Here is a 14,185-nt window from a genome sequence, read left to right as displayed (position 1 = left end):
CCGACGACCGGAGACCTCACCGTGGACGTGCTGGACCAGCCAGCACGACCCAGCACGCCCACCACCCACAACAAGATCAACAACCCAGCCTCAAGATCACCAAAAATCAAATCGGTGGATCCGGGTCTGACGCAACCAAGGCCGCCTTGGGGCGCTCGGGTCAGGTCAGGGGAGAGGCGGGGTGAAGGCGACCGTCCAGCGGCCGTCTTCGCTCGTCACCGTCAGCGGGTAGCTGAACGGCGTGCCGTCGCCGAGCGCGCCCGAGACCGTGGCGCGGGTCGGCGAGTTAGCGTCCGGGCTCAGCTCGACGTGCACGTCGTGGGCGCCGCGGCCGGCGAGCACCGAGACGTAGTCCTTCGCGAAGTCGTCGCCGCCCGAGCCGGGGTAGTCGAGGAGGCCGGCGAAGGCGTCCGCGTCGTGGCCGGAGAGCGCCGCGGCGAGCCGGTCGCGCAGTTCGGCGGGTGAAGCCGCGCCCGGGTCCGGCTCGTGCACGATGAGCAGCGTCACCGCGCCGATCCAGACGACGGCGGCCGTGATCGACAGGCCCACCTTCACGTCACGCCGGATGTGCACCCGGCCGAGCCTGCCTCAGCGCCGCCGTCCTGCCAAGCCGTGGGTGGCCGGGCACCCGGTGAAACTCCTCCGGCACGCGTGCCAGGATGGAACCGTGACACAACCACGCGGATCTGCAGCGAAGTCAGCGGCCCTGTCCGCCGCCCTCTCCGGCGCGGTCGACCTGTCCGCGCTCAAGGCCCGTGCCGAAGCGGCGCAACGACAGCCGGCCCCGCCCGCCGGCCCGGGCGGGGGTGACGGGCCGCCGCGGCCCGCCTCGGGCGATGCCGTGATCGATGTCACCGAGGCCACTTTCCAGGCCGAGGTCGTGGAGCGGTCCCTGCACCAGCTCGTGGTCGTCGACCTGTGGGCCGAGTGGTGCGGCCCGTGCAAGCAGCTGTCCCCGGTCCTGGAGCGGATGGCCGCCGAGTCCGGTGGCGCGTGGGTCGTCGCGAAGGTCGACGTCGACGCCAACCCGCGGATCGCGCAGCTGTTCGGCGCGCAGTCCATCCCGACGATCGTCGCCATCGCCGGTGGCCAGCCGGTCGACGCCTTCTCCGGCGCGCTGCCCGAGCCCGAGATCCGCAAGTGGATCACTTCGTTGCTCGACGCCCTGCGCGACAAGCTGCCGGGTATCCGCGACGCGGATGCGGCCGGCGGCCCGGTCGAAGAGCCGGAGGACCCGCGCTTCACCGAGGCGGAAGAGGCCTTCGAGCGCGGCGACTTCGCTGCCGCGCAGGCCGCGTACGAGCGCATCCTCGACGTCGAACCGGCGAACGAGCTGGCGAAGAACGCTCTGGCCCAGGTCAAGTTCACCGCCCGCGCCGAAAGCGCCGACCCGGACGCGCGCGCCAAGGCGGACGCCGACCCGTCGGACCTGGCGGCCCAGCTCGACGCGGCCGACCTGGAGATCGCGGCGAACGAGGTCGAGGCCGGCTTCAAGCGCCTGATCGACACCGTCCGCCGCACGGCGGGCGAGGACCGCAACAAGGTCCGCGAGCACCTGGTGGCCCTGTTCGACCTGTTCGACCCGGCCGACGACCGCGTGATGAAGGCCCGCCGCGACCTCGCGAGCGCTCTCTTCTGAGCCGCAAAGCCGTGAAGGCCACCTTCAGGAACTTCAAGTTCCTGAAGGTGGCCTTCACGGCTTTGGTCAGGCGTACTGCTTCGAGCAGACCGAGGAGCCCTCGAGGTAGCCCTTGCGCAGCGCCTCGACCCGGTCGAAACCGCTGTCCGGGCGCTTCCCGTTGACGTCCGCCGACACCAGGCTCTCCGGCTGCAGCAGGTCCGCGATGGCCTCGTCGAGGTCGCCCGCCGACAGGCGCAGGTCGCCCGGCCGGTTGGTGAACGCCGCCCAGGCACCCACCAGACACGCCGTGCGCAGGCCCGCGTTCGCGTTGTCGATCGACGCGCCGACGCCCTTCTGGATGCCCAGCGCGTACCGCGCCGCGACCTCCGAGAACGCCGCGAAGTCACCCATGCCGCCCGGGTCCTCGCCCTTCATCTCGGCGTCACGGTCGATCGGTTGGGCGAGCTGGGCCAGCTTGGCCATGTCGACGCTGACGGTGTTGTCCGCCGGGCAGTACGACGCCGGCGGCGTGGTCTGGCAGCTGCCGCCGTCGGTGATCTCCGGCGCGGCCACCCCGGCGCCCTTGAACGCCTCGTCGAGGCTCTTCTTCAGCAGCTCGACGGTCTGCGCGGTGAACTTCGCGTCGCCCTTGCCCTTGTCGCCCTTGTCGAACGGGCGCTCGGTGAGCCGGGGCTTGATGTTCTCGGCCGTCATCCCCGCGCACTCCTTCGGGCCCTTCTCGAACCCGGCCTGGAACGCGTAGGTGCGGTCGAACGCCGTGCCGTGCGCGCCCTTGTCGGCGGCGCTGGTGCCGGCCTGGTCGCGGATCAGGAACATCGACGCCATCACCTGGTTCAGGCCTTCGGACGTCGAGACGCGGTAGTACTTGCTCTTGTCCTCGGCGACCCAGCGGAAGTAGCCGCCGGCGAAGCAGTCGGCCTGCTGCTCCTTGACCACGGTCGGGGTGTTCTTGGCGATCCCCGCCTTGTCGCCGAGCCGGTACTGCACGGCGTGGCCGAACTCGTGCGCGAGCACCACGACCACCGACATCGGGCCGAACCGCTGGCGCAGCATCGGCAGCAGCACGCCGCGGTCCCACGCCACCGAGTCGTCGACCGGGCAGTAGAACGCGTTCACGAGCTTCTTCACGCTGCCGCAGCCGGTCTTCTCGGTGTCGGTCTGCGCGTCGTAGGACAGCAGGGACTTGACCGGCTCGAACTGCGCGCCGAAGTTCGACGGCAGCATCTCGCCCCAGTAGGTCTGGACGTCCTCGATCGCGGCGGTGGCGAGCTTGTCGTCCTCGCCGCCGTCGGCGTTGCGGACGTTCAGGCTCGGCGTCGGCGCGTCCGGCTTGAGGCCGCTCTCGAAGTGCGTCACCGGCAGCCCGGACACGGATCCGGCGCCGTTGTCCTTGGCCGGGTCCCCGCTCGCACCGCCCTTGCCGGTGCACCCGCTCACGGCGACCGCCGCAACGGCCAGCAGCGCGACCAGCGCCCGCCGTCCTCCCCCTGGGATCATCTGTCCAACTCGCTCTCGTACCCACCCGTTACCCGACGGGCAGGACCATACCCAGGGCATTCGCGGAGCGTGCACGTTATCCCCGAAGTCCTCCCTGCGCAGGGCGGCCTGCGGCCCGATATCGTCGCTTCCCATGCGTGCAGTCCGCCGGTTCACCGTCCGCGCCAGTCTCCCGGATTCGCTGTCCGGCCTGGGCGCGCTGGCCACCAACCTGCGCTGGACGTGGCACCCGCCGACGCGCGACCTGTTCGCGTCGATGGACGCCGAGCTCTTCAACGCCGTGCGCGACCCGCTGCGGATGCTCACCGCGCTGCCGCCGGCCCGGCTCGACGAGCTCGCCGTCGACGACGACTTCCTCTCCCGGGCGCGCGAAGCGGCCGAGGACCTGGAGAAGTACCTGTCCGAGCCGCGCTGGTACCAGCGCCGCGAGGACCCGGAGCTGCCCTCCGCGGTCGCCTACTTCTCGATGGAGTTCGGCGTCACCGAAGCGCTGCCGAACTACTCCGGCGGCCTCGGTGTGCTGGCCGGCGACCACCTCAAGGCCGCGTCCGACCTGGGCGTGCCGATGGTCGGCGTCGGGCTGCTCTACCGCAACGGCTACTTCCGGCAGTCCCTGTCGCTGGACGGCTGGCAGGTCGAGCACTACCCGGTGATCGACCCGAACGCCTTCCCCCTCGAACTGCTGACCGCGGGCGGGCGGCCGGTGCTGATCGGCGTCGCGATGCCGGGCGGGCGCGAGCTGTGCGCGCAGATCTGGCAGGCCCGCGTCGGGCGGGTGCCGCTGCTGCTGCTCGACACCGACACCGAGGCCAACGACGAGGACCTGCGCGGCGTCACCGACCGGCTCTACGGCGGCGACGCCGACCACCGGCTGCGGCAGGAGATCCTGGCCGGCATCGGCGGGTTCCGCGCGGTGCGGAAGTACTGCGAGCTGACCGGGCACCCGCAGCCGATGGTGTTTCACACGAACGAGGGACACGCGGGCTTCCTCGGCCTCGAACGCGCCCGCGAGATCGTCCAGGCCGACGGCCTCGCGTTCGACGAGGCCATGCCCGCGGTCCGCGCCGGGACGCTGTTCACCACGCACACCCCGGTCAGCGCGGGCATCGACCGGTTCCCGGTGGACCTGGTGCAGCGCTACTTCAACGACGGCAGGCTGGTGCCGGACATCGACCCGAGACGGGTGCTCGCGCTCGGTGCCGAGGACAACCCCGGCCTGTTCAACATGGCGCACATGGGCCTGCGGCTGGCGCAGCGCGCGAACGGCGTCTCGCAGCTGCACGGGCGCGTCACGCGGAAGATGTTCTCGCGGCTGTGGCCCGGGTTCGACCACGACGAGGTGCCGATCTCGTCGGTGACCAACGGCGTCCACGGCCCGACGTGGGTCGCGCGCGAGCTGAGCACGCTGCTCGGCCGCGAATGGGGCCTCGACGTCGGCGAGGGGCCGCTGCGCGACGGCGTGTCCGACGCCCAGCTGTGGCAGCTGCGGCGCGAGCTGCGCGAGAAGCTGGTGCACGAGGTGCGGCGCCGGGTGCGCGCGGCGTGGCTGCAGCGCGGCGCGTCCCCGCTGGAGCTGGGCTGGGTGGACTCGGTCTTCGACCCCGACGTGCTGACCGTCGGCTTCGCCCGCCGCGTCCCGACCTACAAGCGGCTGACGCTGATGCTGCGCGATCCCGACCGGCTGCGGACCCTGCTGCTGCACGAACAGCGGCCGATCCAGGTCGTCGTCGCGGGCAAGTCGCACCCGGCCGACGAGAACGGCAAGCAGCTGATCCAGCAGATCGTCCGGTTCGTCGACGGCGCGGACGTCCGGCACCGGATCGTCTTCCTGCCCGACTACGACATGTCGATGGCCCGCTACCTCTACCGCGGCTGCGACGTCTGGCTGAACAACCCGGTCCGCCCGCTGGAGGCGTGCGGGACGTCGGGGATGAAGTCGGCGCTGAACGGCGGTCTCAATCTGTCGATCCGCGACGGCTGGTGGGACGAGTGCTACGACGGCAGCAACGGCTGGGCGATCCCCACCGCCGACGGCGTCGCCGACCCGCTGCGCCGCGACGACCTCGAGGCTGCGGCGCTGTACGAGCTGCTCGGCCAGCAGATCGCGCCGCTGTTCTACGACCGTTCGGACGGCGGCGTGCCCACGGGCTGGCTGTCGATGGTGTGGCACACGCTGGAAACGCTCGGCCCGCGGGTCCAGGCGTCCCGGATGGTCCGCGAGTACGTCGACAACGGCTACCTGCCGGCGTCGCGCACGGTCGCGGCGGCCACCGGCGACGGCTACCGCGGCGCCCTGTCGCTGGCGGACTACCGCACGAAGCTCGAGGTGTCGTGGCCGCGGCTGCGCATCTTCGACTCGGAGCTGCTGGTGGAGGCGACCGAACCGCTGGTGGTGGGCACCGAGGTGACGATCCGGGCCCGCATCGACCTGGCGGGCCTCGATCCGTCCGAAGTGGACATCCAGGCGGTGGTCGGCCGGGTGGCCGACGACGACGAGCTCCGCGACCCGGTGACGGTCCCGATGACCGCCGACGGCATCGGGGCGTTCGCGGCCCGCGTGAAGCTGCCGCGGCCGGGGGCGATCGGGTACACGGTCCGGGTGCTGCCGAAGCACGGGCTGCTGGCCACGCCGGCGGAGCTGGCGCGCGTGGTGCTGGCCTGACCTGGAGCTCCTCCAGGTGGAAATCGCGCCGCGCGCATTGCCGGGGAAGCTAAGTTGTAGGCATGCGCTTCGGAATGTTCGTCCCGCAGGGCTGGCGGCTCGACCTGGCCGGCATCGACCCCGCGGACCACTGGAAGACCATGCTCGGCCTCGCGAAACACGCGGAGGCGGGCCCCTTCGAATCGATCTGGGTCTACGACCACTTCCACACCGTGCCGGTCCCGACGGAGGAGGCCACGCACGAAGCCTGGTCGCTGATGTCGGCGTTCGCCGCCTCGACGGAGACCATCCGGCTCGGGCAGATGTGCACCTGCATGGGCTACCGCAACCCCGCCTACCTCGCGAAGGTCGCCGCGACCGCCGACCTCGTCTCGGGCGGCCGGGTCGAAATGGGCATCGGCGCCGGCTGGTACGAGCACGAGTGGCGGGCCTACGGCTACGGCTTCCCGTCCGCCGGCGAGCGGCTCGGCCAGCTGGACGAAGGCGTCCAGATCATGCGGGACCTCTGGACGACCGGTAAGTCCACATTCGACGGCAAGCACTATCAGACGAACGGGGCGATCCTGCGGCCGCTTCCGCTGCAGGACGGCGGGCCCCCGCTGTGGATCGCCGGCGGCGGCGAGAAGAAGACCCTCCGGATCGCGGCGAAGTACGCGCGCTACACGAACTTCTTCCCCGAGCCGGAGGCGTTCACCCGCAAGTCGGAGATCCTGGCGGCGCACTGCAAGGACGTCGGCACCGACTTCGACGCGATCGTGCGCTCGGGCAACCTCGGCGTCGTCCTCGGCGAAACCGAGAAGGCTGCCGAGGAGAAGGTGGCCTGGCTGAAGGCACACTACGCGAAGTACGTCACGACGGAGGAAGCCGAGCGGGCCGTCGCCGCCTTCGCGAGCGGCCCGACGGTCGGCACGCCGGAGCAGGTCGCCGAGCACCTCGCCGCCCTGGGCAAGCGCGGCTTGTCGTACGCGATCCTGAACTTCCCGGAGGCCGCGTACGACCGGTCGGGCATCGACCTGTTCACCAAGCACGTCGCCCCGGCACTGGCCGGCTGACAGCGTCGGCCGAAAACCTGTCGGCCGAAAACCTGTCGGCCGGACAGTGTCGGCCGAAAGAACTGTCGGTCCCCTTCGGTAGCGTGGAAAACGGGGGCTGCTAAGGCACCGCCGGGCTGCCACCGGCCTGCACGGGCAGGCCGGTGGCAGCCCATGCGCGGAACCCGCCCTCGAGGTCGGTCGCGCCGGGCAGCCCCAGCCGCTGCAGGTCGGCCGCCGCCAGGCTCGACGAATAGCCCTCGTTGCACACCACGATCACCGTCGAGCCGGGCGTCACCGAAGGCAGCCGCCACTCGCTGTCCGGCGCCAGCCGCCACTCCAGGTGGATCCGCTCGACGATCACCGCGCCCGGGATCTCGCCCTCCGCCTCGCGGTTCGCCAGCGGCCGGATGTCGACCACCAGCGCCCCGGCCTCCTGCAGTTCGCGGGCCCGGACGGGCGTCACCCGGTCCAGGCCGGACCGCGCGGAGGCCAGCAGCGATTCGACAGCGCTCATGACCGGACGATAGCGGGCAGCGGCGGGATTTCCGCCGGAACGTCGGCGAGCGTGGCGTACTCCCGCGTCGCCACCAGCGGCGGTGAGTACGCGTGGACGCTGGCCGCGGGCTGGTCGCCGAGCCCGGTGACCTGGTGGGCGCGGCCGGCGCCGAAGCCCAGGCCCTCGCCGGCGGCGTGCGTCCGGCGCCGGATCGGGCCGCCGGGGTAGCGGTACTCCTCACCCAGCTCGCCCTGCAGGACGGTGAACGACCCGGACGCGCCGCCGTGGTCGTGCGGCTTCGTGTGCTGGCCGGGCAGCCACGACAGCAGCCACAGCTCGACGCCGTCGGTGAGCGCCAGCCGCGCCCACCAGCGGCGGTCCTCGTCGAACCGCAGGATGCCGCGCAGGCCCGCGGTCAGCTCGGTGGTGACGGTGGTGGTCAGCTCGGCCAGCTCACGCGGCGTCCAGAGCAGCCGCGACGGGTGCAGCAGCTCGGGCAGCAGCGGGTCGGTCAGCTGCGGGTGGATTTCGACGGGCGGGCGAATCAGGGAGGTGGTCAACGCGGGTGCTCCTCGGACGCGAAGGTATCGGGACGCCGGGGTAGCGCGGTACCGCTCGCGTCCGCGGACGCGAGGAATCAGCGGAGCCGCGCCCGCGTACACCCGGCCGAAGCGACGAGGAGCAGGTCGATCGCGCGACGGCGCCAGAACGAACCCCGGGTCACCGGGGGCACGGGCGCGTCGGCGGACATGCCGTTGATAGTGCCACAACCCGCCGTCGGCGACCCGGGCGTTCCACGTGCTGGGCACGCCACGACCTGCCCGTTCGCCGTCTCACCCGGGCGGGTGCGCACGTGCGCGCGACGGAAGACAGAATGGGCCTCGTGAGCGAGCCGATCCAGCCCAGCGAACTTGACGACCTCGTGGTCCGGATGGCCGGTGTCGGCGTCCGCCGGGGGACCAACGACCTCCTCGCCGGTCTCGACTGGACCGTCGAACTGGACGAGCGCTGGGTGGTGCTCGGCCCGAACGGCGCGGGCAAGACCACCCTGCTGCGCCTGGCCGCGGCCGAGCTGCACCCGACCACCGGCGAGGTCGACCTGCTCGGCGAGCGGATCGGCAAGGTCAACATCTTCGACCTGCGCCCGCGCATCGGCTTCACCTCGGCCGCCATCGCCCAGCGCGTGCCGGGTGACGAGCTGGTCAAGGACGTCGTGGTCAGCGCCGGCTACGCGGTGCTCGGCCGCTGGCGTGAGGAATACGACACCCTCGACATGGCCCGCGCGACCGAGCTGCTCGACGCGATGGGCATCGGGCACCTCGCCGAGCGCACCTTCGGCACGCTGTCCGAGGGCGAGCGCAAGCGAGCGCTGATCGCCCGGTCGCTGATGACCGACCCGGAGATGCTGCTGCTCGACGAGCCCGCCGCGGGTCTCGACCTGGGCGGCCGCGAGGACCTGGTCGCGCGGCTGTCCGAGCTGGCGATGGACCCGGACGCGCCGGCCCTGGTGCTGGTCACCCACCACGTCGAGGAGATCCCGCCGGGGTTCACCCACGCACTGCTGCTGCGTGACGGCCACGCGGTGGTGTCGGGCCTGGTCGACGACGTCATCACCGGCGAGAACCTGTCGAAGACGTTCGACCAGGACCTCGTGCTCGAGCGTTCCGGGGATCGCTTCTTCGCCCGCCGTCGCTAAGCTGACGCTTACCGACCGGTAGGGTGCTGGCAGGGCGTCAAGAACGGCACTTTCACGTGAAAGTGCCGTTGTTGGCCGGTCGTCAATGAGGAGGATGGGCGTGGGAGAGTTCGTAACCCTGGAGGTCAAGGACGGGGTCGGCACCATCCGGCTCGACCGGCCGCCGGTCAACGCCCTGAACGCCCAGGTCACCGCCGAATTCGCCGAGCTGGCGAAAGAGGCGACCGAGCGCGACGACGTCCGCGCGGTGATCCTCTACGGCGGCGAGAAGACCTTCGCCGGCGGCGCGGACATCAAGGAGATGGCCGCTCGCACCTATCCGGAGATCGCGAAGTTCGGCGCCACCCTCACCGGCACGGTCGCGGCCATCGCGAACATCCCGAAGCCGGTCGTCGCCGCCATCACCGGGTACGCCCTCGGCGGCGGCCTCGAGCTGGCCCTGGCCGCCGACTGGCGGGTCGCCGGCGACAACGTCAAGGTCGGCCAGCCCGAGATCCAGCTCGGCGTCATCCCCGGCGCGGGCGGCACCCAGCGCCTGGCCCGGCTGATCGGGCCGAGCAAGACCAAGGACCTCGTCTACACCGGACGGTTCGTCAAGGCCGAAGAAGCGCTGCAGCTCGGGATCGTCGACCAGGTCGTCGCGCCCGACGACGTCTACGCGGCGGCGCACAAGTGGGCCGCGCAATTCGCGAACGGCCCGGCGGTCGCGCTGCGCGCGGCGAAGGCGGCCATCGACGGCGGCCTCGACACCGACCTCGCGAACGGGCTCAAGCTCGAATCGCACCTGTTCGCCGCCCTCTGGGCGACCCAAGACCAGCAGAACGGCATGAAGTCGTTCATCGAAAACGGGCCCGGCAAGGCCACTTTCGAAGGGAAATGACGCCTTGACCGACGTGAACGACCCGGCGCCCAACCCGCACGCCACCGCCGAAGAGGTCCAGGCGGCCTGGGCCGACCCCAAGCTGGCGAACGTGCTCTACCACGACTGGGAAGCCGGCACCTACGACGAGAAGTGGTCGATCTCGTACGACGAGCGCTGCATCTCCTACGCCACCGACGTGTTCAACGCCGTCGCGGGCGAGGACGGCCAGCCCTACCAGCACGCGATGGAGCTGGGCAGCGGCACCGGCTTCTTCCTGCTGAACCTGATGCAGGGCGGCGTCGCCAAGAAGGGCTCGGTCACCGACCTTTCGCCCGGCATGGTCCAGGTCGCGCTGCGCAACGCCGAAAAGCTCGGCCTCGACGTCGACGGCCGGGTCGCCGACGCCGAGCGCATCCCCTACGACGACAACACGTTCGACCTGGTGGTCGGGCACGCGGTGCTGCACCACATCCCGGACGTCCAGGCGGCGTTCCGCGAGGTGCTGCGCGTGCTCAAGCCGGGTGGCCGGTTCGTCTTCGCCGGCGAGCCGACCAAGGTCGGCGACTTCTACGCCCGCAAGCTCGGCCAGTTCACCTGGTTCCTGACGACCCGCGTGACGAAGCTGCCCGCGCTGAGCGGCTGGCGGCGTCCGCAGGAGGAACTGGACGAATCTTCGCGAGCCGCCGCTTTGGAGGCCGTGGTCGACATCCACACCTTCGACCCGTCGGAGCTGGAGTCGTGGGCCCGCGGCGCCGGCGCCCAGGACGTCCGCGCGGTCACCGAGGAGTTCGCCGCGGCACTGGCCGGCTGGCCGATCCGGACGTTCGAGGCGGCGGTGCCCGCCGAGAAGCTCACCGTGCGCTGGCGGCTGTTCGCCTACCGCCTGTGGCTGCGGCTGTCCGCCGTGGACAAGAAGGTCCTTTCCAAGATCCTGCCGCGGGAGCTGTTCTACAACGTCATGATCACCGGGACCAAGCGGCCGTCCTGAGTTGGGATATTCGTTCAGCCTCGGCGACGTCGCCCACCTGCGTTCGGACGCGGGCGTGGCGGCGCTCGCCGAGGTCTCGGCGCTGCCGCTGACCGATCGGATCGCCGCCGTCGCCGCCGCGCGTCGCATCGCCGGTGAGGAGCACGCGGCCGCCGTCCTGGAAACCGTGCTGCTGCGCCGGAAAGCCGTCGGCAAGCTGTCCGGGGTGGACTGGCTGTTCACGTCCGACGCGCTCCAGCAGGCGAGCGCGTCGATCGTGGCGCGGCACCGGGCCGCCCGCTTCGCCGGGCTCGACGTCCACGACGTCACCTGCTCGGTGGGCGCCGACCTGGTGGAAATCGCTCGGGTGGCGCGGCTGGCCGTGGGGTCCGATGTGGATCCGGTGCGGCTGGAGATGGCGCGGCACAACGGTCTCGCCGCGGGTGTCGCGTTCGGACTCGCGCGGGCCGACGCCCTGTGTCCGGTCAGCCGGTCCGGCGTCGTCGTCGCGGACCCGGCCCGGCGTGATTCCGCCGGACGCCGGGCGTGGAAACCCGCCGACTTCGCCCCGCCCCTGGACGGGCTGGTCGAGGCCTACCCGGGACGTCCGCTGTCTGTGAAATGCGCGCCCGGGCTCGACTTCGCGCTGACACCGTGGGCCGAAGAGGTCGAGCTGGTGTCCCTGGACGGCCAAGTGCGCGAATCCTGCCTCTGGCGGGGCCTGAGCACCGGCGTCACCCGCCGGGCGACCGTGCTGCGCACGGACGGAACACAGTGGACGGTCACCGACGCCGAACCGGACGAACTGCCCACGCGGAAGCCGGGGGAGTGGATCGTCGACCCGGACGGCGCCGTCGTGCGGGCCGGGCTGGTCCGCCACTACGCGGCGCGGCACGGGTTGTGGCAGCTGGACGAACGCATCGCGTACCTGACCGGGGACACCCCGCCGCCGGGCGTGCGGGCGTTCCGCGTCCTGGAGCACGGGCCGTACACCGAGAAGGGGTTGAAGGCCGTCCTCAAGCGACACGACGTCGGACGGCTGGAAATCCTGGTGCGGGGCCTGGACGTCGACCCGGACGCGCTGCGGCGGCGGCTGAAACCGCGTGGTGCGGCGGAAGCGTCGGTCGTGCTGACGCGGATCGGACGATCGCCCGTCGCGTTCCTGTGCCGCGCCGAACGCAGCACGTGACGGAAACTTTCGAGGGGTGGAACTCCCGGTGGACCTGACGTAGGTTCCCCGGGTTGCCAAGTTTCACTGGAGGATCGCCGTGTCCGCAAAATGGTCAGGTCTCGTCAAGCTCGCCGCCGCCGCGGCCATCGGCGCCACCGTCGCCTCCGGAGCCACCGCGCTGGCCGGATCCGACGAAGCCACCGCGGCCCGCTCGAAGGAGCCGGCCAACATCGGCCAGGTCAAACTGGACGTCAAGGCGTACTACGGCGACTACGTCGACGCCGCGGGCAAACACCACTATTCGGACACCAGCCGGTTCGTGAAGGACACCCACCGGATCGTCTCGGACGCGAAGCGCTTCCTGCAGCAGCAGCTGGGCCGGGTGAAGAACCCGGCGGTCGTGCTGGACGTCGACGACACCTCCGAAATCACCTACGGCTGGGAAGCCGACAACGACTTCGGCTTCGACCCGGTCAAGCAGCAGCAGGCGATCGACAACGGCACGTTCGTCGCGAACAAGCCGGTGCTGGAGCTGGCCAACTGGGCCGCGCAGCACGGCGTCAAGGTGTACTTCCTGACCGGCCGCAACGAGTTCCAGGGCCCGCAGTCGCTGAAGAACCTGGCCAACGAGGGCTTCCCGGCCCCGGCAGGCGCGTTCTTCAAGCCGAAGACGGCGGCGCCGGACTACCTGCCGTGCGGGCTGACCTGCACCACCGTCCAGTACAAGTCGGGCACGCGGGCGCACATCGAGGCCACCGGCGCGAAGATCGTGCTCAACCTCGGCGACCAGTTCAGCGACCTCCAAGGCGGCTACGCGCTGCGTCCGGTGAAGCTGCCGAACCCGATGTACTACCTGCCCTGATCCCCCGGGCGGAATAACCGCCGGGCCCGGCGTGCTGCTCCCTGTACACAGAACTCTTTAGGGAGCTGAGATGGCGAAGCAGGTTCTGCAGCCGGGCCCGGACCACCCGATCACCGTCGAGCCGACCAAGGCCCGCGTGGTGGTCAAGGCGGGCGGGCGCGTCATCGCGGACAGCCGCAACGCGTTCACCCTGCAGGAATCCACCTACCCGGCGGTCCAGTACATCCCGCTGGCGGACGTCGACGCGGGCGTGCTCGAGCGGACCGACCACGAGACGTACTGCCCGTACAAGGGCGAGGCGGGCTACTACTCGCTCAACGTGGGTGACGTGCAGGCCGAGAACTCGGTCTGGACGTACGAGAAGCCGTACGACGCGGTCGCGCCGATCAAGGACCACGTGGCGTTCTACCCGAACGTCGTGGATTCGATCGAGCTGATCGAGGACTGAGCTGGACCTCGACCTCCTGCGGACGTTCCTGGCCGTTCACCGGGCCGGCTCGCTGACCGGCGCGGCACCGTCACTGGGGCTGTCCCAGCCGACGGTGACCGCGCAGGTCAGAGCCCTGGAGGACCAGCTCGGCCGGCAACTGTTCGTCCGCCGGGCCCGCGGCGTCACCCCGACGTCGGCGGCCGACGAGCTGGCGGCCCGGATCGCCCCGCACATCGACGCGCTCACCGACGTCGTCGCCCGGCAGCCGGATCCGTTCGCGGTCCCGGTGCACCTGGCCGGGCCCGCCGAGCTGACCACGGCCCGGGTCCTGCCCGCACTGGCCGGCCTGGTCGCGTGCGGCCTCGAGCTGCGGGTGACGTTCGGCCTGGCCGACGACCTCCTGGCGGGCCTCGCGCGGCGGCGCTTCGACCTGGTGGTCTCGACGATCCGCCCCCGCGGTCGCGGCTTCACGGCCACCCCGCTGACCGACGAGGAGTTCGTCCTGGTCGGCCCGCGCGGCTTCACCGGCGACCTCAGGACCGCACCGCTGGTGGCCTACGCCGAGGAGCTGCCGATCATCCGCCGCTACTGGCGTTCGGTCCTGGGCACGCGCCCGCCCGCGGGGCCGGCGGTCGTCGTCCCGGACCTGCGCGGAGTCCTGGCCTGCGTACGGGCGGGCTTCGGCGTGAGCGTGCTGCCGCGGTACCTGTGCGCGGCCGAGCTGGCGTCGGGGGACCTGGAAGCGCTGCTGGAGCCCGAGGAACCGCCGATCAACACGCTCTTCGCGGTCACCCGGACCGAGCCCTGCCGGGCGGGGCCCGCGGCCGTGCGGGACGCACTGCTCGCGGACGCCGCCCGGTGGTGAC

At 71.3% G+C, this 14,185-nt stretch carries 14 protein-coding genes; 10 read left to right on the top strand and 4 right to left on the bottom strand.

Annotated elements, in window-relative coordinates:
• Positions 1-165: 165 nt before the first annotated feature.
• Positions 166-573: a hypothetical protein gene (locus tag ACLJQF_RS42545; RefSeq protein ID WP_410615991.1), complete on the bottom strand. Its 408-nt coding sequence runs from the start codon at positions 571-573 to the stop codon at positions 166-168.
• 94 nt (positions 574-667) lie between these two features.
• On the opposite strand from ACLJQF_RS42545, the gene ACLJQF_RS42540 reads away from it, so the two are divergent.
• Complete coding sequence (locus tag ACLJQF_RS42540) at positions 668-1,639, top strand: tetratricopeptide repeat protein (RefSeq protein WP_410615990.1); 972 nt, start codon at positions 668-670, stop codon at positions 1,637-1,639.
• 66 nt (positions 1,640-1,705) lie between these two features.
• Here ACLJQF_RS42540 and ACLJQF_RS42535 read toward each other — a convergent pair whose 3' ends face one another.
• Positions 1,706-3,139, bottom strand: coding sequence for a neutral zinc metallopeptidase (locus ACLJQF_RS42535; RefSeq protein ID WP_410615989.1), 1,434 nt, complete (start codon positions 3,137-3,139; stop codon positions 1,706-1,708).
• Positions 3,140-3,272: 133 nt separating this feature from the next.
• Between ACLJQF_RS42535 and glgP the strand changes: the two genes are divergently transcribed.
• A complete protein-coding gene (gene glgP, locus ACLJQF_RS42530; RefSeq protein ID WP_410615988.1) occupies positions 3,273-5,801 on the top strand; it encodes an alpha-glucan family phosphorylase in 2,529 nt (842 codons plus the stop codon).
• A 62-nt stretch (positions 5,802-5,863) separates the two neighbouring features.
• Positions 5,864-6,853 (top strand): LLM class F420-dependent oxidoreductase, encoded by a 990-nt coding sequence (locus tag ACLJQF_RS42525; protein WP_410615987.1) that lies wholly within the window; start codon positions 5,864-5,866, stop codon positions 6,851-6,853.
• 100 nt (positions 6,854-6,953) lie between these two features.
• Here the strand turns inward: ACLJQF_RS42525 and ACLJQF_RS42520 are convergent, their stop codons facing one another.
• Complete coding sequence (locus ACLJQF_RS42520) at positions 6,954-7,349, bottom strand: rhodanese-like domain-containing protein (protein WP_410615986.1); 396 nt, start codon at positions 7,347-7,349, stop codon at positions 6,954-6,956.
• Complete coding sequence (locus ACLJQF_RS42515; protein WP_410615985.1) at positions 7,346-7,891, bottom strand: cysteine dioxygenase; 546 nt, start codon at positions 7,889-7,891, stop codon at positions 7,346-7,348. Before ACLJQF_RS42515 ends, ACLJQF_RS42520 begins: the two co-directional genes overlap by 4 nt.
• 314 nt (positions 7,892-8,205) lie before the next feature.
• On the opposite strand from ACLJQF_RS42515, the gene ACLJQF_RS42510 reads away from it, so the two are divergent.
• From ACLJQF_RS42510 to ACLJQF_RS42480, 7 genes are all read left to right on the top strand, one after another.
• Positions 8,206-9,027 carry an ABC transporter ATP-binding protein gene (locus tag ACLJQF_RS42510; RefSeq protein ID WP_410615984.1) on the top strand — a complete coding sequence of 274 codons (822 nt, stop codon included), beginning with the start codon at positions 8,206-8,208 and terminating at the stop codon, positions 9,025-9,027.
• Between the two features lie 100 nt (positions 9,028-9,127).
• A complete protein-coding gene (locus tag ACLJQF_RS42505; protein WP_410615983.1) occupies positions 9,128-9,907 on the top strand; it encodes an enoyl-CoA hydratase/isomerase family protein in 780 nt (259 codons plus the stop codon).
• A gap of 4 nt (positions 9,908-9,911) precedes the next feature.
• A complete protein-coding gene (locus ACLJQF_RS42500; RefSeq protein ID WP_410615982.1) occupies positions 9,912-10,877 on the top strand; it encodes a class I SAM-dependent methyltransferase in 966 nt (321 codons plus the stop codon).
• A gap of 1 nt (position 10,878) precedes the next feature.
• Positions 10,879-12,045 (top strand): THUMP-like domain-containing protein, encoded by a 1,167-nt coding sequence (locus tag ACLJQF_RS42495; RefSeq protein ID WP_410615981.1) that lies wholly within the window; start codon positions 10,879-10,881, stop codon positions 12,043-12,045.
• 79 nt (positions 12,046-12,124) lie between these two features.
• Positions 12,125-12,889 carry an HAD family acid phosphatase gene (locus ACLJQF_RS42490; protein WP_410615980.1) on the top strand — a complete coding sequence of 255 codons (765 nt, stop codon included), beginning with the start codon at positions 12,125-12,127 and terminating at the stop codon, positions 12,887-12,889.
• A 70-nt stretch (positions 12,890-12,959) separates the two neighbouring features.
• The gene (locus tag ACLJQF_RS42485) at positions 12,960-13,337 is read left to right on the top strand and encodes a DUF427 domain-containing protein (RefSeq protein WP_410615979.1); all 378 of its coding nucleotides are present in this window, start codon (positions 12,960-12,962) and stop codon (positions 13,335-13,337) included.
• A 1-nt stretch (position 13,338) separates the two neighbouring features.
• Positions 13,339-14,184, top strand: a complete 846-nt coding sequence (locus tag ACLJQF_RS42480) for a LysR family transcriptional regulator (RefSeq protein ID WP_410615993.1) — start codon at positions 13,339-13,341, stop codon at positions 14,182-14,184.
• Position 14,185: the final 1 nt, after the last annotated feature.

Source organism: Amycolatopsis sp. lyj-109, from assembly GCF_046548995.1.
Classification (GTDB): Bacteria; Actinomycetota; Actinomycetes; order Mycobacteriales; family Pseudonocardiaceae; genus Amycolatopsis.
The sequence above is the reverse complement of the archived record's forward strand: the minus strand, read 5'-3'. Positions and strand labels throughout refer to the sequence as shown.

Excerpts from the sequence above, each read along its gene's own strand:
- glgP (WP_410615988.1), top strand. The coding sequence starts at position 3,273 with ATGCGTGCAGTCCGCCGGTTCACCGTCCGCGCCAGTCTCCCGGATTCG.
- ACLJQF_RS42520 (WP_410615986.1), bottom strand. The coding sequence starts at position 7,349 with ATGAGCGCTGTCGAATCGCTGCTGGCCTCCGCGCGGTCCGGCCTGGAC.
- ACLJQF_RS42535 (WP_410615989.1), bottom strand. The coding sequence starts at position 3,139 with ATGATCCCAGGGGGAGGACGGCGGGCGCTGGTCGCGCTGCTGGCCGTT.
- ACLJQF_RS42510 (WP_410615984.1), top strand. The coding sequence starts at position 8,206 with ATGGGCCTCGTGAGCGAGCCGATCCAGCCCAGCGAACTTGACGACCTC.
- ACLJQF_RS42485 (WP_410615979.1), top strand. The coding sequence starts at position 12,960 with ATGGCGAAGCAGGTTCTGCAGCCGGGCCCGGACCACCCGATCACCGTC.
- ACLJQF_RS42525 (WP_410615987.1), top strand. The coding sequence starts at position 5,864 with ATGCGCTTCGGAATGTTCGTCCCGCAGGGCTGGCGGCTCGACCTGGCC.